General features: G+C 68.2%; 21 protein-coding genes. 7 read left to right on the top strand and 14 right to left on the bottom strand.

From position 1 onward, the window contains the following. Nucleotides 1-5: 5 nt before the first annotated feature. On the bottom strand, nucleotides 6-1751 hold the full coding sequence (locus tag ACZ5YA_RS19725) for a DUF342 domain-containing protein (RefSeq protein WP_118933639.1): 1746 nt from the start codon (nucleotides 1749-1751) through the stop codon (nucleotides 6-8). A 265-nt stretch (nucleotides 1752-2016) separates the two neighbouring features. Here ACZ5YA_RS19725 and ACZ5YA_RS19720 point away from each other — a divergent pair, with 265 nt between their 5' ends. Continuing rightward, entirely contained in the window at nucleotides 2017-2769 is a 753-nt protein-coding gene (locus tag ACZ5YA_RS19720) for a lytic transglycosylase domain-containing protein (protein ID WP_118933640.1), read from the top strand. Nucleotides 2770-2803: 34 nt separating this feature from the next. Here the strand turns inward: ACZ5YA_RS19720 and hemL are convergent, their stop codons facing one another. Genes hemL through ACZ5YA_RS19705 form a run of 3 tightly spaced genes read right to left on the bottom strand, consistent with a single transcriptional unit; the run spans nucleotide 2804 to nucleotide 5558 of the window. Further along, on the bottom strand, nucleotides 2804-4081 hold the full coding sequence (gene hemL, locus ACZ5YA_RS19715) for a glutamate-1-semialdehyde 2,1-aminomutase (RefSeq protein WP_059377579.1): 1278 nt from the start codon (nucleotides 4079-4081) through the stop codon (nucleotides 2804-2806). A 5-nt stretch (nucleotides 4082-4086) separates the two neighbouring features. Beyond that, on the bottom strand, nucleotides 4087-4752 hold the full coding sequence (thiE, locus tag ACZ5YA_RS19710) for a thiamine phosphate synthase (protein WP_118933642.1): 666 nt from the start codon (nucleotides 4750-4752) through the stop codon (nucleotides 4087-4089). Continuing rightward, the gene (locus ACZ5YA_RS19705) at nucleotides 4749-5558 is read right to left on the bottom strand and encodes a bifunctional hydroxymethylpyrimidine kinase/phosphomethylpyrimidine kinase (RefSeq protein WP_118933643.1); all 810 of its coding nucleotides are present in this window, start codon (nucleotides 5556-5558) and stop codon (nucleotides 4749-4751) included. Before ACZ5YA_RS19705 ends, thiE begins: the two co-directional genes overlap by 4 nt. Nucleotides 5559-5713: 155 nt before the next feature. Here ACZ5YA_RS19705 and ACZ5YA_RS19700 point away from each other — a divergent pair, with 155 nt between their 5' ends. From ACZ5YA_RS19700 to ACZ5YA_RS19675, 6 genes are all read left to right on the top strand, one after another. Further along, nucleotides 5714-5878: a rubredoxin gene (locus tag ACZ5YA_RS19700; RefSeq protein WP_003814980.1), complete on the top strand. Its 165-nt coding sequence runs from the start codon at nucleotides 5714-5716 to the stop codon at nucleotides 5876-5878. Between the two features lie 153 nt (nucleotides 5879-6031). Then, nucleotides 6032-6619 carry a YqgE/AlgH family protein gene (locus ACZ5YA_RS19695; RefSeq protein WP_088138214.1) on the top strand — a complete coding sequence of 196 codons (588 nt, stop codon included), beginning with the start codon at nucleotides 6032-6034 and terminating at the stop codon, nucleotides 6617-6619. Further along, entirely contained in the window at nucleotides 6612-7013 is a 402-nt protein-coding gene (ruvX, locus tag ACZ5YA_RS19690) for a Holliday junction resolvase RuvX (RefSeq protein WP_059377673.1), read from the top strand. The genes ACZ5YA_RS19695 and ruvX overlap by 8 nt, the downstream gene beginning before the upstream one ends. A gap of 21 nt (nucleotides 7014-7034) precedes the next feature. Continuing rightward, the gene (locus ACZ5YA_RS19685; protein WP_464091118.1) at nucleotides 7035-7967 is read left to right on the top strand and encodes an aspartate carbamoyltransferase; all 933 of its coding nucleotides are present in this window, start codon (nucleotides 7035-7037) and stop codon (nucleotides 7965-7967) included. Beyond that, nucleotides 7964-9253 (top strand): dihydroorotase, encoded by a 1290-nt coding sequence (locus ACZ5YA_RS19680; RefSeq protein ID WP_464091117.1) that lies wholly within the window; start codon nucleotides 7964-7966, stop codon nucleotides 9251-9253. Before ACZ5YA_RS19685 ends, ACZ5YA_RS19680 begins: the two co-directional genes overlap by 4 nt. Then, nucleotides 9250-9990 carry a lysophospholipid acyltransferase family protein gene (locus tag ACZ5YA_RS19675; protein WP_464091116.1) on the top strand — a complete coding sequence of 247 codons (741 nt, stop codon included), beginning with the start codon at nucleotides 9250-9252 and terminating at the stop codon, nucleotides 9988-9990. The genes ACZ5YA_RS19680 and ACZ5YA_RS19675 overlap by 4 nt, the downstream gene beginning before the upstream one ends. Before the next feature lie 1072 nt (nucleotides 9991-11062). On the opposite strand, the gene ACZ5YA_RS19670 is transcribed toward ACZ5YA_RS19675, so the two are convergent. The 10 genes from ACZ5YA_RS19670 to ACZ5YA_RS19625 all read right to left on the bottom strand — a co-directional run bounded on the left by ACZ5YA_RS19670 (nucleotide 11063) and on the right by ACZ5YA_RS19625 (nucleotide 23163). Then, a complete protein-coding gene (locus ACZ5YA_RS19670) occupies nucleotides 11063-11896 on the bottom strand; it encodes a symmetrical bis(5'-nucleosyl)-tetraphosphatase (RefSeq protein WP_059374024.1) in 834 nt (277 codons plus the stop codon). Continuing rightward, nucleotides 11893-13071 (bottom strand): LPS export ABC transporter permease LptG, encoded by a 1179-nt coding sequence (lptG, locus tag ACZ5YA_RS19665; protein ID WP_118935093.1) that lies wholly within the window; start codon nucleotides 13069-13071, stop codon nucleotides 11893-11895. Before lptG ends, ACZ5YA_RS19670 begins: the two co-directional genes overlap by 4 nt. Nucleotides 13072-13151: 80 nt before the next feature. After that, a complete protein-coding gene (mtgA, locus tag ACZ5YA_RS19660) occupies nucleotides 13152-13874 on the bottom strand; it encodes a monofunctional biosynthetic peptidoglycan transglycosylase (protein WP_054458994.1) in 723 nt (240 codons plus the stop codon). Between the two features lie 5 nt (nucleotides 13875-13879). Next, nucleotides 13880-14743, bottom strand: a complete 864-nt coding sequence (aroE, locus tag ACZ5YA_RS19655) for a shikimate dehydrogenase (protein WP_059374022.1) — start codon at nucleotides 14741-14743, stop codon at nucleotides 13880-13882. Continuing rightward, the gene (locus ACZ5YA_RS19650) at nucleotides 14740-15639 is read right to left on the bottom strand and encodes a TonB family protein (protein WP_118935099.1); all 900 of its coding nucleotides are present in this window, start codon (nucleotides 15637-15639) and stop codon (nucleotides 14740-14742) included. Before ACZ5YA_RS19650 ends, aroE begins: the two co-directional genes overlap by 4 nt. 130 nt (nucleotides 15640-15769) lie before the next feature. Further along, nucleotides 15770-16858 carry an ABC transporter ATP-binding protein gene (locus tag ACZ5YA_RS19645; RefSeq protein ID WP_464091115.1) on the bottom strand — a complete coding sequence of 363 codons (1089 nt, stop codon included), beginning with the start codon at nucleotides 16856-16858 and terminating at the stop codon, nucleotides 15770-15772. Then, nucleotides 16851-18623 carry an ABC transporter permease gene (locus ACZ5YA_RS19640; RefSeq protein WP_118935096.1) on the bottom strand — a complete coding sequence of 591 codons (1773 nt, stop codon included), beginning with the start codon at nucleotides 18621-18623 and terminating at the stop codon, nucleotides 16851-16853. Before ACZ5YA_RS19640 ends, ACZ5YA_RS19645 begins: the two co-directional genes overlap by 8 nt. 144 nt (nucleotides 18624-18767) lie before the next feature. After that, nucleotides 18768-19865 (bottom strand): ABC transporter substrate-binding protein, encoded by a 1098-nt coding sequence (locus ACZ5YA_RS19635; protein ID WP_059374019.1) that lies wholly within the window; start codon nucleotides 19863-19865, stop codon nucleotides 18768-18770. Nucleotides 19866-20018: 153 nt separating this feature from the next. Then, entirely contained in the window at nucleotides 20019-22505 is a 2487-nt protein-coding gene (locus ACZ5YA_RS19630) for a sensor histidine kinase (RefSeq protein WP_059374018.1), read from the bottom strand. Then, the gene (locus ACZ5YA_RS19625) at nucleotides 22492-23163 is read right to left on the bottom strand and encodes a response regulator transcription factor (protein ID WP_059374017.1); all 672 of its coding nucleotides are present in this window, start codon (nucleotides 23161-23163) and stop codon (nucleotides 22492-22494) included. The genes ACZ5YA_RS19630 and ACZ5YA_RS19625 overlap by 14 nt, the downstream gene beginning before the upstream one ends. Nucleotides 23164-23188: the final 25 nt, after the last annotated feature.

The following is a 23188-nucleotide window of genomic DNA, read 5'->3' as shown; positions in this document are numbered from 1 at the left end:
CGGCGTCAGCGGATGACGATCTGCCCTTCTTCGACGGCGGCCTTGCCGCCGATCTGATCTTCCAGGAATTCCTGCACCTTGTTGCCCACCTGAATCGTCGCGCCGCCGCAGAAGCGGCGCGCGGCCTGGATGGTGGCGCTGGCCAGGGGCTGCAGGTCCAGCACCAGCTGGGCTTCCTCCGCGTCCAGCGCCAGCAGGTCCTGGCTGAGCTTGACGTGGGTGTTGCGGGCGCGGTCGGCGACGTCGCCCGGGGCGCGCTGAGGATTGGCCTTCAGGAACATCAGCAGTTGTTCCAGCTTGGATTTTTCCTCGTGCATCTTCTGGCGCTTGCGCGCCAATGCCGAGCGCTTGATGTCGGCGTGCGGATCCAGGCCGGCCTGCACCAGCGTCGGGATACCCGAGGGCGAGCCGATGGTGCCGGCGCGCACCGCCTGCATGGCGCGGGTCTGGCCGCCGGTGATGGCGCTTTGCTGGGTGTTGGGCGGGCCGACGTTGACGCTGCCGCCGGCCGCGATGCTGCTCTGGCGGACTTCGCGCTCCACGTCTACGTCCTTGCCTGCACTGATGACGGCGTTCTCGATGAACTTGGCGCGCAGCGCGCCGCCACAGACGACGCGCGCGGTGCGTGCGGCGGCGGTGGCGTCTTGCAGGGCTTCGGCCAGGCCGATGACGCCGCCCTTGACCGTCACGTTGCCGCCGGCCTCGACCAGCGCGGCTTCCATGGTGCCGTTGACCATCACGTCGCCCGTCACGTGGACTTCCATGGTGGCGGCGATGTCGCCGCGCACCAGCAGCGAGCCTTCGAAATGGATATTGCCGGTACTCAGGTTGACGGCGTCGACCTCGACCAGGGGATTGACCTGCACGCCGTGGCTGACCAGGGTGGGCGTGCCGGCGATGGTGGCGCGCAGCAGCAGCGGATCTTCCGGGTCGACGGTGGCGCCGGACAGGTCGCTGGCGAACGGCGTGTCAGGCAGCTCGTCGGGCAGGATCGGTTCGCCCAGCACGGTGCTGCCGTCGACGCCGGGCAGGGGCGGCGTGCGCCGCATCAGCGGCATGCCGGGCGTGACCAGCAACAGGCTGCCCAGGTCGCGGTAGTCCACCTGGGCCAGTTCGTCGATGTCCTGGCCGCGGGGCTTGAGACGGTCCAGCAGGCTTTCGAAGCGCGTCGGGGTGCCGCGGGTGGGCGGCGTGCCGCGGGCGATCTGCGTGGTTTCGCGGCGGCCTTGCGTGACGGTGTCGATCAGCTCCTGTTCGAGGATGCCGTGGACGATGCCGCGCTCGGCCAGCACCTGGCGCACGGCTTCCAGCGTGACGGGCTTGCCCCCCTTGGGCGGGAGCAGGGTCAGCAGGGCGGACATGCGCTCGGCGTCCAGTTCCAGTTCCAGCGAACCGTCGACGAGCTGGCCAACCGGGGCCCGCACGGGTTCGTTGGCGTGGCGGCACAGGTCGATGAAGGTCAGGACGGCCTGGCTGTCCAGCGCTTCGGCGCCCCAGCCCTGAGCGACGGCCACCGCCGCCAGCGTGTCCCAGCTGGGCAGGTCGGCATTGGCTTGGGGGCCTGGTTCGTCGTCGTCCGCGACCGCGACGCTGGCCTCGGCCTCGAGGGCGGCCGCCCCGTCCGTCTCGGCTGGCGAGGGGGACGCCAGGGCGGAATCCGCTGCATCGGGACGTGCGGGCGGCGTGTAGACCGCCGTCAGGACGTTGGTCGTGGCGTCCAGCGTCAGCTGGAGCGTGTTTTCTGCGTCCATCTTGCCTCTCCAGCCTGGTGTTTCTGTCAGGTGAAATTATTTAGTAATTATAGGAAATATTAAGTCATATTCTAGCGTAAGCGCCATGGGCTACTGGAAAGTAGGCAGGGAAAATTCCACCGCATGCCCTAGTTCTGCCCCTGTTTGCTCCTGGGACGGCGACCGTTCGGCCAGGACTAGGGCGTCGGTACTAGCGACAAATGGGCGTTGCCGCAGCAGCATAGGAGCTCGATTACACGTCTTCGGACGCCGCCGGAGCCCACCCATGCACCGCCATCCCCGTTCTGTCCTGCCGGCCCTGCGCGCCCTCGCGGCGCGCGCCGCGGGCATGGCGGCGCTGGCAGCCCTGGCGGCCGGCATTCTGGCGCTGGCGCCCGCCGGCTCCGCCCAGGCGGCCGACATCTACCGCTACAAGGATCCCTACGGCGTGTGGCGTTCCATGAAGGTGCCCACGGGCTACGCCAAGTATTACAAGCGGGCGCAGGCCAGGACTGCCTGGCGCGGCAGCGGCATGAAGGTCTGCCTGGAATGCGAGCCCAAGTCCGGCGATGGCGCACGCCTGGTGACGCTGGCCTCCGCGTCGCGCGCGCAGCGCTGGGGAGACCTGAAGGTACCGCAGGCGCATGACGGGCTGATTGCCCGGGCAGCCCGGGAGTCGGGCGTGGATCAGGCCTTGCTGACTGCCGTGATCGCGATCGAATCGGGCTTTCGCAGCGACGCCCGCTCCCCCAAGGGGGCGCTGGGCTTGATGCAGCTGATGCCCGCCACCGCGGCGCCGTTGTTGTCGGTGACGGACGTGGAGACGGCGCTGGTGGATCCGGCGACCAATGTGAACGCGGGGTCGCGCCATCTGCGCCGGCTGATCGACCAGTATCCCGGCCGCCTGGATCTGGCGCTGGCGGCCTATAACGCGGGGGAAGGAGCGGTGCGCAAATATGATGCCGTGCCGCCCTATGCGGAAACCCAGGCGTACGTGCGGGATGTGACCGCCTTGTACGAGCACTACAAGGCGCCTTGAAGGGGAGCGGCCGTAGGCCGGCTCCCCGGCGTCGTTACATGGACGCGAAGACCTTTTCGGCGATGTCCAGGGTGGACTTGATCACCGCGTCATCGTGCGTGGCCGAGACGAAGCCCGCTTCGAAGGCGGACGGCGCGAAATGCACGCCGTGGTCCAGCATGGCGTGGAAAAAGCGATTGAACGCCGCGGTGTCGCAGGCCGAGACTTCAGCGAACGAGGTCGGGACCTTATCGCTGAAGTAGATGCCGAACATGCCGCCCACCGAGTCGGCCGAGAAGGCCAGGCCGGCGGCGCGGGCGCGTTCCTGCAGGCCCTGGGCCAGCTTGGCGGTCTGGGCTGCGAGCTTGTCGTAGAAGCCTGGAGCGGCGATCAGGCGCATCGTGGCCAGGCCCGCGGCCACGGCCACCGGGTTGCCCGACAGCGTGCCGGCCTGGTAGACGCCGCCCAGCGGGGCGATGTTCTTCATGATCTCGGCGCTGCCGCCGAAGGCGCCCACCGGCATGCCGCCGCCGATCACCTTGGCCAGCGTGGTGATGTCGGGCTTGACGCCGGTAAGCCCCTGCACGCCTTGCGGGCCGACGCGGAAGCCGGTCATGACTTCGTCGAAGATCAGCAGCGCGCCGTGCTGCGTGCAGACTTCGCGCAGGCCTTCCAGGAAGCCCGGGGCAGGCTTGATCAGGTTCATGTTGCCGGCGACCGGCTCGACGATGATGCAGGCGATGTCGGCGCCATGCTGGGCGAAAGCCTCGCGCACGGCGTCCAGGTTGTTGTATTCCAGGGTCAGCGTGTGCGAGACGAATTCCGGCGGCACGCCGGCCGAGCTGGGGTTGCCGAAGGTCAGCAGGCCGGAGCCGGCCTTGACCAGCAGGCTGTCCGAATGGCCGTGGTAGCAGCCTTCGAATTTCACGATCTTGGCGCGGCCGGTGGCGCCGCGGGCCAGGCGGATGGCCGTCATGGTCGCTTCCGTGCCCGAGCTGACCAGGCGCACCTGCTCCAGCGAAGGCAGGCGCGAGATCAGCACTTCGGCCAGCTCGATTTCCGCTTCGGTGGGGGCGCCGAAGGACAGGCCGTTGACCGCGGCTTCCTGCACCGCGCGCACCACTTCAGGATGCGAGTGGCCGAGGATGGCGGGGCCCCAGGAACCGACGTAGTCGATGTACTGCTTGTCTTCCGCGTCCCACACATACGGGCCTTGCGCGCGCTTGATGAAGCGCGGCGTGCCGCCCACGGAGCGGAAGGCGCGCACGGGCGAGTTGACGCCGCCGGGGATGCTGCGGCAGGCGCGTTCGAAAAGCTGGGCGTTACTGGACATGGCGTTCAAGGCTTGCGGTTGGGGTTGTCGGAGTACGGCGCGGAGCATGCGGCCGCGGCGGCGCGGATGCTGGGCGCCTCGAATAGCGCGGTGATGACGGCGATGGAGTCGGCCCCGGCCTGCGCCACCAGCGGCGCGTTGTCGGGCGTGATGCCGCCGATGGCGACGACCGCGGGCCGGGGCGCATCGCAGTTGTCCGTCAGGCGGCGCGCTTCGGTCAGGACCGAAAGCGGCGCGCGCACGGTATCGGGTTTGACGGTGGAGGCAAACATGGCGCCGAAGGCGATGTAGTCGGCGCCCGCGGCCAGCAGTTCCCGCGCGCGGCCCAGGTCGTCGTAGCTGGAGCCGCCCAGGATCAGGTCGGGGCCGGCCTCGGCGCGGATGCGCGCCAGGCTTTCGTCCTCGCGGCCGACGTGCGCGCCGTCGGCGCCCACTTCCAGCGCCAGGCGCCAGTCGTCATTGATCAGGAAGACCACGCCCAGTTCGCGGCACAGCGGCGCCAGCGCGCGGGCCTGGGCGGCGCGCACGGCGTCGGGCACGTTCTTGCGGCGCAGCTGCAGCGAGCGCATGCCGCCCGCGGCGGCCTGGCGCACCGCCAGCAGCAGGCGCTCGGTATCGTCCCATTCGGGGGTGACGCCATAGAGGCCAGTGGGGAAGCGCAGCGCTTTCATTGGGAGGGAATCCGGTTGGGAATGCGCCGGCCCATGCCCGGCAGGAAGCTGGCGGCGACTGCCGCGTCGGCGTGCGCCAGTCCCTGGCGCACGGCTTCCGGCATTTCCAGGCCGCGAGCCAGCATGGCCGCAATGGCTGCGGCGGCCACGCCGCCGGCGTCGCCGTTGCGGTCCGGGGGCGCATGCCATGGCAGGATGGAGGTCTGGCCATTGGGTCCCAGCAGCATGTTGGCGTAGTGGCCGGGCCGCTGCGGGCTGCCCAGGACCAGGACCCATTCCGCGCCCGCCGCCAGCAGGGCATGCATGGGCGTCGGTGCGTCCCCGATATCAATGTCACCGTCGGCGTGCCACTGCGCCAGGCGCAGGTGCTCGATGATCAGCAGGTCCGTCTGCGGCAGCACCAGCTCCAGGGTGGCGGCCAGCAGGTCGTCGGCATCGTCCTCGTCGGCGGCGTCGGCCGGCGGCTGGGCGCGCTGGCCCAGATGCAGGACCAGCGGCACCTGGCTGTAATCGGCGGCGATCTGCGCCGCGACGCTGGCGGTTTCCGCGGTGTATAGTCCGCCCACCTTGATGGCCTGCACGGACATGTCTTCGAGCAGGCAGCGCGCCTGGTCGTCCAGCAGGTCAGGCGTGACGGGATGGATTTCTTCGATGCCGGCGGTATCCCGCACGGTCAGCGCGGTCACGGCCGCCAGACCATGGCAACCCAGGCTGGCGCAAGTGACGGCGTCTGCCGGCAAGCCGTCGGAGCCCGAGGGATCGAGCGGACCGAAGACCAAAACGAGAGGGGGAGTAACGGGGGCCACTTGGACAGCGTTAGAGTGGAGGGGCGCCCGGACTCATTTGCGGTGAATCAGGGGAACCCCTATTGGGTTTCGGTAAGATTGTCCCCATTCTAATGGAAGCCCCTTACCTTTGCCCTGATGCCGGGCAAGGGCCTGGATTGATGTAAGAGAGAACTATGCGTACTTGGATGTGTTTGATTTGCGGCTGGGTCTATGACGAAGAGGCCGGCCTGCCCGACGAAGGCATTGCGCCCGGCACCCGCTGGGAAGATGTGCCCCCAAACTGGGTCTGTCCTGAATGCGGCGCCCGCAAAGAGGACTTCGAATTGATGGAAATCTGAGGCCACAGCGCCGACATATTCCGCCAAGGCTCGTAAGATGGGGCTACGCCCCATCCTTCGCAACCGTGGGCCGGACCTGCCGCCAGGCATGATGATTGCTGGGCACGCGCGGCCTCCCCACGGTTCTTTCAGATTACCCATGTAGGGGTTGCCATGACGGAAAAACATCACGAAGACGCCGCGACGCAGGCAGCCAATTTCGCCAACCAATTCCTGATCGCCATGCCCGGCATGGTTGAAGGCAGCCTGGCGGGTTCGGTCATCTATGTCTGCGAACATACTGAACGTGGCGCGCTGGGCCTGGTCATCAACCGGCCCACCGACCTGACGCTGGGCACCCTGTTCGAGCGCATCGACCTGACGCTCGAAATCGGTCCCGTGAAGGACACCCTGGTCTTCTTTGGCGGTCCGGTGCAGACCGACCGCGGTTTCGTGCTGCATGCGCCGGCCGGCGACTACAGCTCCAGCATCAAGCTGGGCGACATGGCGCTGACCACCTCGCGCGACGTGCTGCAGGCCGTGGCCGACGGCAAGGGGCCGGCCCGCATGCTGGTCACGCTGGGCTACGCCGGCTGGGGCGCGGGCCAACTCGAAAGCGAGATGGCGCAGAACGCCTGGCTCAGCGTGGGCGCCGACGACAGCATCATTTTCGACGTGCCCCCCGAGGAACGCTATCCGGCCGCGCTGAAGCTGCTGGGCATCGATCCGGTGATGCTGGCGGGCGATGCCGGACATGCCTGAAGAGACCCTGCTTGCCTTCGATTTTGGCGAGAAGAAGATCGGCATCGCCATCGGCAATACGCTGACGCGCCAGGCGCGTCCGCTGGAAATCATCTTCAGCGAAGTCCGCGAGGCGCGCTTCGGCCGCATCGCGGCGCTGCTGCAGGAGTGGCAGCCCCACCGCGTCGTGGTAGGGCTGGCGCTGGACGCCGACGGCGGCGAACAGCCCGCCACCGCGCGCTGCCGCCGCTTCGCCAACCAACTGCACGGCCGCTTCGGCCTGGCCGTCGAACTGGTCGACGAACGCGGTTCCAGCATGGAGGCGCAGCGCCTGCTCGGCACCCATGCCGCCGACGACGCGATGGCGGCTGCCGTTATCCTGCAACGATACCTGGACACCCTGCCTGCGTCCTGAGGCGCGCGGTCCGGACTGCCTATGCTCAATCCGCAACTCGATCGCCGCGGCGAACTGATACACCTGTTGACCACCGAAGGGCTGCCCCGCCGGCATGTCGAACGGCTGCTGGACGCGGCGCGCGCCTGGGCGGCGCGCGGCGATGCCGCGGGGGCGGCGCCGGCCTGCCCATCGCCCGCGATGCCGGTATTCCTGTGCCTGCCCGACGAGTCCGCGCAGGACCGCGACGCCTGCACCGCCGCTGCGCAGCGCTTGTCGCTGTCTGCGGTGGCCCTGGATCCGCAGGCCGGCGACGCGCTGGCCGCAACCGTCGCGCGCTTGGCCCCGGGCCTGCTGGTGCTGCGCCATGGCGCCAGCGGCGCGGCGCATTGCGCGGCCGCGCACGCGGCGCCAGGCCTGCGCATCCTTAACGCGGGCGACGGCAGCCACGCCGATCCCTTGCCCGCGCTGGCGCTGGTGCAAGCCATGCTCGACGCGCGGCAGGACCTGACCAATCTGGTCGTGACGCTGGTGGGCGACATCCGCCACTCGCGCGTGGCGCGTTCCGTCATCCATGCCATGACCACGCTGGGCGTGCCCGAAGTCCGTGCCGCCGCGCCGCGCACCCTTTTGCCTGACGGACTGCCGCAGCTCGGCGTGCGCGCCTGCGCCACGCTGCGCGAAGGCTTGCAGGATGCGGACGTGGTCATCGCGCTGCCCTTGCATGTGGAAGGGATCAGCGGCGCGCAACTGCCTTCCGCCCGCGAATACGCGCAGGCCTACGGCCTGACGCCGGAGGCCCTGGCCGCGGCCCGCGCCGATGCCCTGTTGCTGCCGGCGGGCGCGCTGACGCCCGGCATCGAGGTCGACGGCGATGTGTCGGCCAGCCTGGCGCCCATCGAGGCGCGGCTGGCGGATATCGAACAGCATTTGCGCCTGGCCGCCATGGAATTGCTGACCGGAGACGCATCGTGAGGCTGCATATCGCCAATGGCCGGCTGATCGATCCCGCCAATGCGGTGGACGGACGGCACGATCTCTACATCGCCGACGGCCGCGTCGTCGCCGTGGGCCGCGCGCCCGACGGTTTTCAAGCGGATCGCTCCCTGGACGCAAGCGGGCTGGCGGTGCTGCCGGGCCTGATCGATCTGTCCGCGCGCGTTACGCAACCGGGCGCGGCGACCTTTGCCGCCGCCGAACTGCGCGCGGCGCTTGCTGGCGGCGTCACCCGGCTGGTGCTGCCGCCGGATCCCGGCGCGCCGCTGGACGAGCCCGGCAAGGCCGAGGCCCTGATGCGCCACGCCGAGGCCGGGCAATGCCGGGTCCATCCGTTGGGCGCGATGACGGTGGGGCTGGCCGGCGAAACGCTGGCCGAGATGGGCCTGCTGGCGCAGGCCGGCTGCCTGGCCTATACGCAGGGCGAGCAGGGCATCGCCGATACGCGCGTGCTGTGGGGCGCGATGCGCTATGCCGGCGGCATGGGCCTGGCGCTGTGGCTGCGTCCGCAGGATCCGTGGCTCGCGCGGGGCGCGGTGGCTGCAAGCGGCGCCTACGCCGAGCGCCTGGGCCTCGAAGGGCTGCCGCCGCAGGCGGAAACCGTGGCGCTGCACACCATTTTCGAATTGCAGCGCGTCACCGGCGCGCGCGTGCACCTGACGCGGCTGTCCTCGGCCGCCGGACTGGAACTGCTGCGCGCCGCCCGGCGCGAGGGCTTGCCGGTCACGGCCGACGTGTCCGTCCACAACCTGCACCTGACCGACGTCGACATCGGCTTCTTCAACACGGACTTCCGCCTGAACCCGCCGCTGCGCGGCCAGCGCGACCGCGACGCGATCCTGGCCGCATTGGCCGACGGCACGGTCGATGCGCTGTGCTCCGATCACAATCCGATCGACGACGCCGCCAAAGCCGTGCCGTTCCCCTTGGCCGAGCCCGGCGCTACCGGGCTGGAGCTGCTGCTGTCCCTGGCCCTGAAGTGGGCGCGCGATCACCGCCGGCCCCTGGCCGAAGCGCTGGCGCGCGTCACTTGCGGCCCCGCCGCGGTGCTGGCCAGCGTTGCGCCACTGGCCGCAGCCGCGGGCCATCTGGGCGTGGGAGCGCCAGCAGACCTGTGCCTGGCCGACCTGGAAGCCGAATGGCTGGTGATGCCCGGCGCGCTGCAAAGCCGCAGCGGCCATACCCCGTTCGCGGGTATGATGCTGCCCGGCCGCGTCCGCGCCACCGTGGTAGGTGGCAGCCTGGCCTGGGAGACTCCGGTTTGAAGCTGCTGCGCTTTGTTCTTAGGCTGTTCCTCGTGGTGCCCTGGATTCTCTTCGGCCTCTTGTGCGTGGGCCTGGTGTATCCCCTGATCGGCCCCAAAGCACGGGCCTGGCTGAATCGCCGCTGGTCGCGCTGCCTGATGGCCTTCTGTGGCCTGCGGGTCGTCCTCAAGGGCGGGCCGCGCCTGACCGGTCCGGTGCTGCTGGTGGCCAATCACGTGTCCTGGATCGACATCTTCGTGTTGAATTCGGCGCGCGCCACCTCCTTCGTCGCCAAGAGCGAAATCCGCAGCTGGCCGATCATCGGTTGGCTGGTGGCCGGCGCCGGCACGCTCTTCATCGAACGCGGCCAGCGGCATGCGGTGCACGCCATGGGTGAATCCATGCATGCCCGCTTCAAGCAGGGCGATGCGGTGGGATTGTTTCCCGAAGGCACGACCAGCGAGGGCTTCGAGCTATTGCCCTTCCACGCCAGCCTGTTCGAACCGGCACGTTCGGCCGCCGTCGAGATCCAACCGGTGGCCTTGCGCTTCCTGCAGCACGGCAAGCGCAGCGGCTATGCGGCGTTCGTGGGAGAGGAGTCCTTGGTCGCGAATCTCTGGCGGGTGCTGGGCGTGACGGGCTTGGCCGTCGAAGTGGTGTTCCTGCCGCCGTTGGCGGCGCGGCACCCGGACGGGAGCCTGCCTACGCGGCTGGAGCTTTCGCATCAGGCCCGGGATGCGATTTTGAGTGTGCTGTAGCTAAGGCTAGAGCGCTTCGTAGGTCGTCCGTCGTCGCGGGCGGCGTGGCGGCTCGCGCCCACGATTGCGGTCCGGAGCGTTCGCTCCGGACTGCCCCGTCGTCATCTTCGTCCAGGCCTTCGGCCTTCCCTTCAGATTCCCTCGGGCGCATCGAGGTTGCGAGCCGCCACGCCGCCCGCGCCGACGGACTACGTGCGTCTTGGCTTGTTGCGCCGCTAGAGCAGTGGTTGGGGGCGTGTCTTGCGGGGCCCGCCCCAGGCCGGCCGCGCGGGCGGCCTTTTGGGGCTTACGCGGTGTCTTGCGTCGCGTGATGACGCTGCGCGCAGGAGGTTGGTGAATTGTGGTGCGTAGGGCGCCGAAGTGCGTCGGTAGGCCAACAATCGTCATTTCAACCCCAGTGCCGGATGGGTGGCGCGCGCGACGGTCGGCATGCGCAAGCGGTTCGCCATCGCGCGCCACCCATCACCGCCCATCCCCCATGAGCTGGCGACCATTAGTCAACGGCTCACCGCATTCGCGCAAGCGAACACAATTGAAATTCAAGGAATCACGTATGTCATTCTCGGCCGCCCGCGCGGCCGAGAATGACGGGCAGCTCAGGATTCGTCCCCGACCACGGCTCCAGCGCTGCACCAAACCAAGATTCAAGTAGCCCGTCGGTGCGGTCGCCTGAGTGGCGGGCAACCTCGATGCGCCCGAGGGAATCTGAAGGGAAGGCCGCAGGCCTGGACGAAGATGACGACGGGGCAGTCCGGAGCGAAGGCTCCGGACCGCAATCGTGGGCGCCCGCCACTCAGGCGACCGCACCGACGGGCGGCCTACGAAGCATCCCGTGTGACTGGGAACGGCCTACGAAGCATCCCGTGTGACTGGGAACGGCCTACGAAGCATCCCGTGTGACTGGGAACGGCCTACGAAGCATCCCGTGTGACTGGGGACGGCCTACGAAGCATCCCGTGTGACTGGGGACGGCCTACGAAGCATCCCGTGTGACTGGGGACGGCCTACGAAGCATCCCGTGTGACTGGGAACGGCCTACGAAGCATCCAGTGCGACCGAGAAAGCCTCAAACCTACTCAGACAACGGATCCTGAAACTGCGAACACTTGACCTGCACCAGCCTCCGATCCTGCAACCGCAAAGCCGTCAGCGACCCGCCCCAAACGCACCCCGTATCCAGGCAGATCACATCTGGCCGTTGCAATAGCCCCAGCGTCGACCAATGGCCGAACACCGTCGTGACATTCCGCGTGGCGCGGTTGGGCACATCGAACCAGGGCACCAGGCCGGTAGGCCAGGCGCCCGGCGTCACCTTGGTGGCGAATTCCATGTGACCGTTGGGCGTGCACAGGCGGATGCGCGTCAGCGCGTTGATGATGACCCGCATGCGCTTGCCGCCCTTGTGGTCTTCTTTCCACGTGGCAGGCTCGTTGCCATACATCTTTTGCAGCGCCTTCTGCCAGTTCGGTCCGCGCAGGGCGTCCTGGACTTCGCCAGCCAGCGCCAGCGTCTTGGCCACGTCCCATTTGGCCAGCGTGCCGGCGTGCACCAGCAGGTGGTTCTGTTCGAAGTGGGCCAGCGGGCGAAAGCGCAGCCAATTGATCAGGTCGGCCGCGTCCGGCGCGCGCAGGATGCCCTCGAGCGTGTCCGATTTGGACGGCTTGCGCACCCCCGCGGCCGTGGCCAGCAGGTGCAGGTCATGGTTGCCCAGCACCGAGGTCGCGCGGTCGCCCAGGTCGATGATGCGGCGCAGGGTTTCCAGCGACTCGGGGCCGCGGTTGACCAGATCTCCGGCGAACCAGAAGCGCGACTGGGGGTCGCCGACCAGTTCGGGATGGGACAGCAAGCGATCCAGCGGCGAGCAGCAGCCCTGCACGTCGCCGATCATCCAGATACTGCCGTTCATGCGGGACTTTTGCTCCAAGGCCAACGTTGTTGCACGATCCGCGTGATGGTGTGGCGGTACTCCATGTAGCTCATGGCGCCCAACGCCACGATCATGGCGCCGATGTTCGGACCCAGGGCGGTCAGCCAGGCTGGCCATTTGCCCAGCATGCCCACGTTCAGGGCCAGCTGGTTCAGCATGAAGAAGCCCACGCCGAGCAGGATGCCGATGAAGACCTTGGCGCCTACGCCGCCGCGGCGCGTTTGCATCAGGCCGATCGGAGCGGCAATGGTGATCATGACCAGCAGGGTGAACGGATACGCCAGTTTGCGCCACAAGGCGACTACCTGTCGACCATATTGCAGCTGGTTGTTGCGCAAATAATCCACATAGTCCAGCAGCGTGGCGATGGACATGCGTTCAGGCGTCAGCACGCGGGCCAGCAGGCGTTCGGCGCTGAGGGTGGTGTCGATATTGCGCTCGGGGACCTTGACCACGGTGGCGGGCGGGTGCTTGGGCGGACGCGCGTTGGCCAGCGCGTCGGCGGCTTCGTCGTCCAGCCGGGTTTCGGTGACGTCCTTGAGCAGCAGATCGCCGCGGGTGAACAGGCCGGTCGGCGCGGTGGACAGGGCGGACAGCGTCAGGTCTTTCTTGAACTCGTAAAGGATGACGGAGCTGACCTGGCCGTCGCCCTTGAGTTCGCCGATGTTGATGATGCGGGTCCCGCCGTCGGCGGTGGGTTCCTTGAACCAGTAGCCGCTCTTGAGGCGGTCGCCGCCGGCCTTGCCGCGGAACAGCAGGTTGGCCTCGCCGGATTTGATTTCGGCCCAGGGCGTGACGTACTCGGACAGCAGGGCCGCGCCTATCATCAGCGGAATCGTGACGATCCAGAGCATGCGCAGCAGCTTCATGCCGCTGACGCCGGACACCCGCAGGATGACCAGCTCGTTGCGCTGGGCCAGGCCCGCCAGCGCCAGAATGGCGCCGATCAGCAGGCCGATGGGAAGCAGGTCGTAGAGACGGGTCGGGATCGCCAGCGCCTGCATGTACAGCAGGGCCATCATGGAGAACTTGTCGCCGACGTTGTCCAGATCGTCCACCAGCGCGAAGAACGTGAAAAGGCCCAGCAGGGCCATGAGGACCACTGCGCAAGAGCGATAGATCTCGCGGGCCAGGTAGCGACGTGCGGTACGCATGAAGAAATGGAGGAACGCCTAAACCCGAAAGCTTAACAAATCCCGCCGCCGAGGGTGGGGGCCGGAGCGCCGGATCCGTGTCAGGGAATGTCGACCATCTGCATTCGCCGCGTCAGGACGCCGACCCGGGAGTTCAGGTACCGGGTATTGCGGTGGGCGTCATAGAAGCGCGGGTTGGGCAGCATGGCCGCCAGCCGGGCCGACTGGCTGGCCCCGAGGTTGGCGGCGGAAGTATTGAAATAGTGCTTGGCGGCAGCCTGGGCGCCGAATACGCCTTCGCCCCATTCGGCCACGTTCAGATACAGCTCCAGGATCCGCTCCTTGCTCATGACGTGTTCGATCATGTAGGTCAGGACGAGTTCCTGGCCCTTGCGGATATAGCTGCGGGAACTGGACAGAAACAGGTTCTTGGCCAGCTGCTGGGTGATGGTGGAGCCGCCGCGCATCTTGCTGCGGCCGGCTTCCTGCTGCTTCTGGTTGTATTCCCAGGCCTTGCGGATGGCGTCCCACTCGACGCCGTCGTGCTCGGTGAAGTTGGAGTCCTCGGATGCCACCACCGCGCGTTTGAGGTTGCGGTTGATCTTGTCGTAGGGCACCCATTCGTACTTCAGCTCGAAATCGGGGTTGCCGTCGCTCAGGCGGGAGCGTTCCTCGCGCATGATCGCGCTGCTGCCCGGGGGGCGATAGTTGTACCAAACCACCTGGGCGAACAGCCAGAACTGGTAGAGCAGCACCAGGCACACCAGCGCCATCAGCGCGCCACTGATGATCCGGAACCAGGAGCGGCCCTTGCGCGTCGCCATGCGGTCTATTGCCCGGCCTTGAGGGCCTCGCGCAGCGCGGCCAGCACCGGGGCGGGGTCGGGACGCACGCCATGCCAGATGTAGAAGCTTTCGGCCGCCTGGCCCACCAGCATGCCCAGGCCGTCGGCCGTGAGGGCGGCGCCGTCGGCTTGGGCCTGCTGCATGAAGGCGGTGGGCTGGGCGCCGTACATCATGTCGTAGGCGGCGGCGCCGGGCGCGTAGAGGCCCGGGGGCAGGTCCGGGGCGGCGTTCTGCAGGCCGCTGGCGGTGGCGTTGATGACCAGGTTCCAGCCGCCAGCCAGGGCGGCGTCCGCCAGGCTGCCGCCCGTGACAGCCGTCTGCGGCGACACGCCGCTCTCGTGCCAGGAGGCAGCCAGTTCTTCCGCCTTGGATGCGGTGCGGTTGACGATGTGGATGCGGGCGCAGCCGGCCTCGGCCAGCGGCTGCAGCACGCCGCGCGCTGCGCCGCCCGCGCCGACCAGCAGCACGGACGCCCCGGTGAGGCGCACGCCCAGGCGCAGCAGGTCCGACACCAGGCCCACGCCGTCGGTATTGCAGCCATGCCAGGCGCCGTCGCGCCAGGACAGGGTGTTGACCGCGCCGGCCAGGCGGGCGCGGCTGGACAGGCGGCCGGCGGCCAGGGTGTAGGCGTCCAGCTTGAAGGGCACCGTTACGTTCAGGCCCAGCCCGCCCTCGGCGACGAAGGCGGCGACCGCCTCGGCAAAGCCGTCCACCGGGGCCAGCAGGCGCTCGTAGCGCAGCGGCTTGCCGGTCTGCTCGGCAAACATGGCGTGGATCTGGGGTGAGCGGCTGTGCGCGATGGGGTTGCCGATGACGGCGTATCTGGCGAGAGGGGGCGCCTCGGTCATGGGGCTTGTGTTTCCAGGGTGTCGTTGACGAAATGCCAGGTGCGGGTGATGACCAGCACGTCCGTGTCGCGCGCGATATCGGGCGGGAACGGCGGGAAGGGAGCGGCCAGCTGGACGATGCGGCGGGCCGCCTGGTTCAGCACGGCGTGCGGCGAGGGCTGGTCGATCTCGACATTGGCGATGCTGCCGTCGGCGCGTACCGACACCGTGATGCGCAGGGATCCGTAGATGCGGCCGCGGGCCTCGTCCGGGTAATGTTGGGTGCCGACCGTTTCGATGCGGGTGCGCCAGGCGTCCAGGTAGGCGGCGTAGCGCGAGGCCTCGGCGGAAGGCGCGACGAACTGCTTGCGCGGTTCGGCGCTGTATTGCTGGACTCGCGCCGCCAGCGCGGCCACCTGGGCGCTCTGGATGACGCTGGCCTGGTCCTCGGCGTCGCGGCCGAGGTCGGCGCCGTCGGGCCAGGGGTTGACGGCCTGGCGCTCGGCGCCTGCCTTGTCGGCGGCGCGCAGCTGCGTCATCAGGCGGGTCTGTTCGGCTTCCAATTGCACCTGGCGGCGCCGCATGGCCTCCAGCACGATGGTTTCGGCCGATTCGCCGGTGCGGGGCAGCGGGGTGGTGGACATGCCGCGCTCGGCGTTGCCGCCGCCAGTCATCTGGTTCTGGGCCTGCGCGCGCGGCGTTTCCGGTGGCGTTTCGCTGCGGGCATTGAGCAGCACGACTTCCAGGCTGGTGACTGGCGGGCGCGAGAGCGCGGGCGCGCCGAAGCGCCACGCCAGGGCGCCGGCGTGCACCAACAGCGATATCGCGATGCCGATGCGCAGGTAATGCTGGGCGGGTGCGCCCAGCCACCGCAGGTAACGGCTCAGCGAGGAGGAGGAATCAGCGAGGCGTTGCACCTGCGCATTGTAGAGCGAGTCCAGGTCCGCCGGGCACCCGTGGCGGTTCACACGGAAAGCCTAGGCCTGACGTGCGTAAGCCCTGGCCCCGGGTCTGCAATAGCCCCCGGGGCGGAATCCGGACGGCGCTTCAGGCGGCCGTGCGGGGAAAGACCCAGACCTTGCTGGCCGGCAGCGACAGCCGGCAAGGGCCGGGCTCGCGGCCTTCGGGGTCATAGGCGCGCAGGGCCAGGGTATGGGCCGGGTCGGCGTCGGGGGTGCGGAACAGGTACTCCCAGCGGTCGCCCAGATACATGCTGGTCAGCAGCGGCATGTCCACGTGGTTGCCGTCGGGGTCGTCCGCCAGCCGCACTTGCTCCACCCGGATGACGGCGGTGCCGTCCTGGCCCTGGGCCACCCCCGGGCTGGCCTTGCCCCACAGCGACCAGCCGCGCCCTTCGATGCGGGCCTGGCCGTCGCGAACCTCGGTGACCTTGCCGTCCAGCCGGTTGTTGCTGCCCATGAATTCGGCGGTGAACAGGGTGGACGGGGAACCGTACATCTCCTGCGGCGTGCCCTGTTGTTCGATCTTGCCGTTGTTCAGCAGCAGGATGCGGTCCGAAATCGCCATGGCTTCGCTCTGGTCATGCGTCACCATCAAGGCCGACAGGCCCAGCCGGATGATCAGCTCGCGCAGGAAGGCGCGGGCCTCCTCGCGCAGCTTGGCGTCCAGGTTGGACAGCGGTTCGTCCAGCAGGATGACCGGCGGGCTGTACACCAGCGCCCGGCCGATGGCCACGCGCTGCTGCTGGCCGCCGGACAGGGCGTGCGGATGGCGCTGGCCCAGCTTGCCCAGGCCCAGCTGGTCCAGCACGGCCTGCACGCGTTCGCGCACCTCGGCGCCGGGCACCTTGCGCAGCTTGAGCGGGTAGGCCACGTTCTCGAACACGGTCTTGTGCGGCCACAGCGCGTAGGACTGGAACACCAGGCCCAGGTTGCGCTCCTCGGCCGGGATCTCCTTCTTCGCTGCGCCGTCGTAGACGACGCGTTCGCCGATGGTGATGCGGCCGCGCTTGGGACCTTCCAGGCCGGCCACGGCGCGCAGCAGCGTGGTCTTGCCGCTGCCCGAGGGGCCCAGCAGCGACACCACTTCGCCTTGGCGCAGTTGCATCGACACGCCCTTGAGCACCGGGTTGTCGCCGTAATCCAGGTGCAGGTCTTCTACAGAAAGCTCAATCATGAAGTTTGACTCCGAATCGCAGGGCGACGCCCAGGCCGATCACGACCAGAACGATATTGATGAAGGAAAGCGCGGCCACGATGTCGATGGCGCCCGAGGCCCACAGCGACACCAGCATGGAGCCGATGGTTTCGGTGCCGGGCGACAGCAGATAGACGCCGGTGGAGTACTCGCGCTCGAAGATCAGGAACATCAGCAGCCAGGAACCGATCAGGCCGTACTTGGCCAGCGGCACCGTGACGTGGCGGGTGACTTGGCCGCGGCGCGCGCCGGCGCTGCGGGCGGCTTCTTCCAGTTCCGGACCTACTTGCAGCAAGGTCGAGGAAATCAGCCGCAGGCCATAGGCCATCCACACCACCGTGTAGGCCAGCCACACGCTGAAGATGGTGCTGCGCATGGCGCGCAGCCATTCGATGAAGTTCTCGCGCAGCCATTCCGCGAAGGGCAGGGCCGACAGCCAGCCACCTTCGTCCAGGGCGTTGTCCAGCCACATCGGCACGAACAGAAACACCCACAGGAACGCCAGGCCGGCCAGGAGGCCCGGCACCGCGCGCGGCACCAGCACGCTGTAGTCCATGAAGCGGGTGACGTTGTCCGGCTTGCGGTGCATGGCCAGGCCCACGAACATGTAGCAGAACACGGCCAGCGCGCCGCCGAACACGCCGATGGCCACCGAGTTGACGATGGCGCGCATCAGGTTGGGCTGCGAGAACACGGTGCGGAACGCGTCCAGCGACAGCACGTCCAGCAGCGACACGCCCATGCCCCAGTTGGACACGAACGCACGCAGCAGCACGCCCAACAGCGGCACCACGATGGTCACCAGCAGCCAGAACGCCACCACTGCGCCGGCCACCCAGCGCCACTTGCCCAGCGGCAGGGCGCGGGCGCGCGAGGCCTTGCCCTTGACCGTGACGAAGCGGTTGGCGGTACGCATCAGGCGGCGCTGCAGCATCACCAGCGGAATCGTCATGCAGATCAGCACCACGGCCACGGCGGCCATCAGGTGATAGGACGGGATACCCAGCTTGTTGGTGAGCTTGTACAGATACGTCGCCAGCACCAGGTTGCCTTCCGGATCGCCCAGCACCAGCACCAGGCCGAATACTTCCAGGCCCAGGAAGAACAGCAGCACGGTGGCGTACAGCATGGCCGGGCGCACCATGGGCAGGCTGACCGACACCATCACGCGCAGCGGCGAGGCGCCGGACACGCGCGCGGCTTCCTCGACGTCGGAACCCATGCTGCGCAGCGCCGATGAGATGTACAGGTAGGCGTGCGGCACGTGGGTCAGGCCGGCGATGATGACGATGCTGGTCAGCGAATAGACGTTCCAGGGCACGAAGCCCAGGATGTTTTGCGCCCAGGTCGAGAAAAAGCCGACCGGACCCGCCGCCACCACGTAGCCGAAGCCCAGCACCATGGGCGACACGAACACCGGCACCAGGATCAGCGGCTCGATCCAGCGGCGGCCGGGCAGGTCCGTGCGTATCATCAGGAAGGCCAGCATGCCGCCCAGCGGGATGGCGATGACGGCCAGGCCGAAGGCCAGGATGAAGCCGCTTTTCAGGGCCTTGTAGAAATCGGGATCCGCAAAGATGAAGCGGAACGCGTCCAGGCTGAAGACCTTGGACGGCGAGAAAAAGGGCGCGGACAGAAAGCTCTGGATGATGATGAACGACAGCGGCACATAGATGGCCAAAGCCGTGATCAGCACCACCACGCCGCGGGGCAGGGACTGCCATTTCGAGCGCAATGACTGCATGGGGAATCCTGTGTTCTTGAATGGCGCGGAGGTCGCGCGGCCGGGTCGGGGGCGACCGCCCCGGCGGCGGTCAGGCGGACGGCGGCGCGCCGCCGTCCTCTGCGCGCGAGGCGGCCCGGAACCGTGGCTCCGGGCTGCGCGGCATTACTTGCCTGCCGCGGCGCGCCAGTCCTTGATGAACTGCAGGCGCTTGTTCTGCTCCAGGTAGTCCAGCAGCGTTTCGTTGACCGGGATCGGCTTGAGCGAGGCGCCCAGCTTCTTGGTCATGCCGTCGACGTCGTTGTCGCCTTCGATGTCGTCGCGCACGGAGGCCAGGTCGGCCTGGTTCGCCAGGATGGTCTGGCCCTTCTGCGACAGCAGGTAGTCCATCCACAGCTTGGCGGCATTGCGGTTCTTGGCCTTCTTGCTGATGAAGGCCACGCGCGACAGAACCAGCGCGTAGTCGGTCGGGTAGGCCACGCCCAGCGACGGGTCGCTCTTGGCGCGCGTTTCGGCGTAGGAACCCAGGATGTTGTAGCCGATCAGGTTTTCGCCGGAGGACACGCGTTCCATCATGGTGCCGGTGGACGATTGCACGATCAGGCCGCCTGCGGCGATGCCCTTGAGCGTCTCGAAGTACTTGGGGTCGTTGACCTTGTCCTGCACCGCCAGCATGAAGCCCACGGCCGACTTCTCGATGTCGTAGGTGGTGACCTTGTTCTTGAACTTGTCCGGCTGGCTGGCGATCAGCTTGGCCAGGGCGCCGTGCGTGGTGGGCACCTCGGCGGCGGGGATCAGGCGCTTGTTGTAGATGAACACGGCCGGTTCATAGGTGGTGCCGTAGGCCGAATCCTTCCACACCGCCCAGGCCGGCAGCTTGCCGACTTCCGGCGACTTGTATTGCAGGGCGTAGTCGCTGGCCAGCTTCAGGGCCGAGTCCATCGACGAACTCCAGACGACGTCGCCGCTGGTGCCGCCGGCCGCCTGCTCGCTGATGTAGCGGTTGTAGAGTTCGGTGCTGTTCATGTCGTTGTATTCGACCTTGATGCCCGGGTACAGCGCTTCGAAGCCCTTGATGACGGGGCCGGCGGCCTTGGTGTCGGTGGTCGAATAGATGACGACCTTGCCTTCCTTCTTGGCGCCGTCCAGGATCTTCTGGTAGTCGGCCGGATAGCCGGCCGGCACTTGCTGCGCAAAGGCGCTGCCGGCGGCAAGGGCGAATGCAGCGGCGCAGGCGGCCGCCAGTTGGGACTTGGCAAGCATGGGTGTGTCTCCGATGAGTCTTGTGGTTGGAGCGGGATCCGTGTCCAGCTTGCGGGCATCTTAGGAGCCGGCGTCTGTCGTCGTCCTGTCATGGCGGCGGGACGCGACTAGGGGAAATCCCTGGGCGGGGTGGGCGCGGCGCGCCCAAAAACGTTACGGCCGCGCGGGTGTGTCGGTCACCAGCCGGATCCAGTTCTGCACGAAGCGCGAATGGCGGCGCTGGTCCAGGCCGACCAGCAGGGCCGGGCTCAGCACCACTGGCTGCACGATGCCCTGGGAGCGCGCCAGCACCGCTTCGGAGGTCCAGCGCCCGGGGGTGTCCTCCATGATGGAACCCAGCGCGGCATGGCTGGACGCCACCTGCTGGCCGGCCGGAGACAGCAGCCAGTCCACCAGCGCGCGGCCCAGTTCCGGGCTGGGCGCGGTGCGCGCGATCAGCACCGAGCGCGCCAGCACCAGCACGTAGTCCTGCGGAAAGACCACGCCGATGGGCGCGCCCGCCGCCTGTCGCGACAGCGCGTAGGAGCCGAGGATGTTGTAGCCGATGTCGATCTGGTCGCTCTCGATGGCGTCCAGGATCTCGGCGCTGGTGGCCGACAGGCGCACGCCAGCCTGGCCCATGGCGTTGGCCAGCCCCCAGAAGTTCGACGACACCAGCTCGTCCTGTTCGGCCAGCAGATAGCCCACGCTGCTGGTCGCGATGTCATAGGTGCCGATGCGGCCGCGCAGCTTCGCGGCGTCGCGTTCCAGCAGGCGCAGCAGGTCCTGGCGCGAGCGCGGCACGGTGGCTTCGGTATAGCGCTTGGGGTTGTAGACGATGACGGCCGGCTCGAAGGTGAAACCGTAGACCTCGTGGCGCCAGATGGCCCAGGAGGGCAGCTTGGCGGCATAGGGCGAGGAATAGCTCATCGCATAGCCGTCGTTGGCCAGCCGGATCTGCAGGTCCGAGGCCGAACTCATCAGCACGTCCACATCCTTCAACTGCCCGGCGATGGCGGCTTCGTAGAGTTCGCGGCTGCCCATCTCGCGGTACACCACGGTGACGTCCGGCCGTTGCGACTGGAAGCCCTGGATCAGCGGCGCGACCACCGGCGTATCCGTGGGGCCGGCGATGGTCAGGACGCGGGACGTGGGCTGCGGCGCGGGGTAGCGGGTGACGATTGCCGCGATGTCGGCGGCGCGTACCTCGGCGGGGGCCGAGGCCAGCAGCAGGCCCGCCATGCACAACGCGCCCAGGCAGGCGGCTGCCGCGCGTCCCGGCGCGGAACGCGCCAGCGGCAGGATCACGCGCGCCGTCAGGCCGCCGCCCGGACGGTCTTGCAGCCAGAGCGAACCGCCGTGGGCGGCAGCCACCGAGCGCACGATGGACAGCCCCAGCCCCGACCCAGGCTGTGTTTCGCCGGCGCGGCCGCGGGTGAAGCGCTGCTGCACGGCGTCCTTTTCGTCGTCGGCCACGCCTGGCCCGCGGTCCGACACGGTGAGCGCAACGCGAAAGCCCGCCACGGGCGTGGCCTGGATGTCCACGGGGCCGTCGGGCGCATAGCGCAGGGCGTTGTCCACCAGGTTGCGCAGCATCTCGCGCAAGGCGACGCGGTCGCCGGCGATGCGGGCGCGGCGGACTTCGGGCGCGATCTCGATGCGCAGCCGCTGCGTTTCCAGCGGACCGATGCGGCGGCGCGTTTCGTTGACGGTCTCGGCCACGCCCACCAGCGTGCGCGATCCCTTGCCCAGGCGGTGCGTGATGGTGGCGTCCATCAGCAGCTGGTTGATCAACTGGCTGGCATGGGTGGCGTTCAGATGGATGCGTTCGAGGCGCGCGTGCAGCCTCTGCTGATCGGTTTCCTCCAGGGCGACTTCGGCTTGAGCGCGCAGCGAGGCCAGCGGCGTACGGACCTGGTGGGCGGCGTCCGCCACCAGGGTGTTGAGCGTACCCATGACGCCGGACAGGCGCTGCATGAAGGCGTTCAGCGCTTCGACCAGCCGCCGCACTTCGCGCGGCACGGGCGTCACCAGCGGCGCCAGGTCGTCGGGCGCGCGGCTGCGCAACTCGCGCTCCACCACCGCCAGCGGCGCGAAGGCCCGCTGCACGCCGAACCACAGCAGGCCCAGCGCCACCAGGGACACCACCACCAGCGGCAGCGCGGTACGTCCCAGGATCTCGTCGGCCAGCGCTTCGCGCGACCCCAGCGTCTCGGCCACGCGCACCGTGACCCAGCCGGCATGTTGGCTGGCGGACACCAGCCGGCCCACGGTGGCGACGCGGACAGGTTCGTCGTGATAGCGCAGATAGGCGAACACCGGCGTGGCCGACTGCGCCAGGGGCATGCCGGGCGCCAGGTCGTCATAGCCGGTGATGAGGCGGCCGTTCGAGGTGCGGGCTTCGTAGAACACCCGCTCGCCGCCGGACAGCATGGCCAGCGAGGACACCGGCGGTTCGACGGTGACGTTGTTGTCTTCGATCTGCACCGAGCCGGCAATGGTCAGCGCCGAGGCCGCCAGCAGCCGGTCGAAAGCCTGTTCCGCCGCGCGCTGCGCGTAGCCGCGCAGGAAGAACACCAGCCCGATCAGCGCGCAGGCCAGCAGCAGCACCCCCAGCGCCAAGACGCGGCGGCGGATGGAAAAGTTCTCAGGGTTCTTCATGGCTGCGGGCCTGATAGCCGACGCCGCGCACGGTGACGATATCGATCGAGGCGCCCGTCAGCTTCTTGCGCAGCCGCGATATCAGCAGCTCCAGCGCATTGAGGGTGCCGTCGTCCAGGTCGAAGAGCTGGTTCATCAGCCGTTCCTTGGCGACGGTCTGGCCCAGCTTGCCTAGCAGGATCTCCAGCAGCCGGAATTCACGCCGCCCCAGCTCCAGCGGCGCGCCGGCCACGCTGACATTGCGGTTGGCAAGGTCCAGGCTGAGGTTGCCGTAGACGGTGACGCTGCTGGTCTGGCCAGCGGGGCGGCGCATCAGCGCCCGCAGCCGGGCTTCAAGTTCGCGCAGATCGAAGGGCTTGACCAGATAGTCGTCGGCGCCCAGGTCCAGCATGTCGATCTTGTCTTCGATTTCGGCGCGCGCGGTCATGACCAGCACGGGGGCTTCCAGCCCGGCGGCGCGCAGTTCGCGGATGACGGTGAAACCATCTTTGCCGGGCAGATTGATGTCCAGCACCAGGGCATCCCAGGTCTCGTCCAAGCCCCAACGCAGCGCCGCCACGCCGTCGCGCACCCATTGCACGCTGTGGCCGGCAAAACGCAGCTTGCTTTCCACGGCATCGCCGAGATCGAGATTGTCCTCGACCAGCAAAATGCGCATGTTTGATCTCCGTGTCTTTTGTTGC

This window comes from Achromobacter sp. JCM 18799 (genome assembly GCF_055395645.1).
This window is presented reverse-complemented; position numbering and strand designations above follow the sequence as displayed.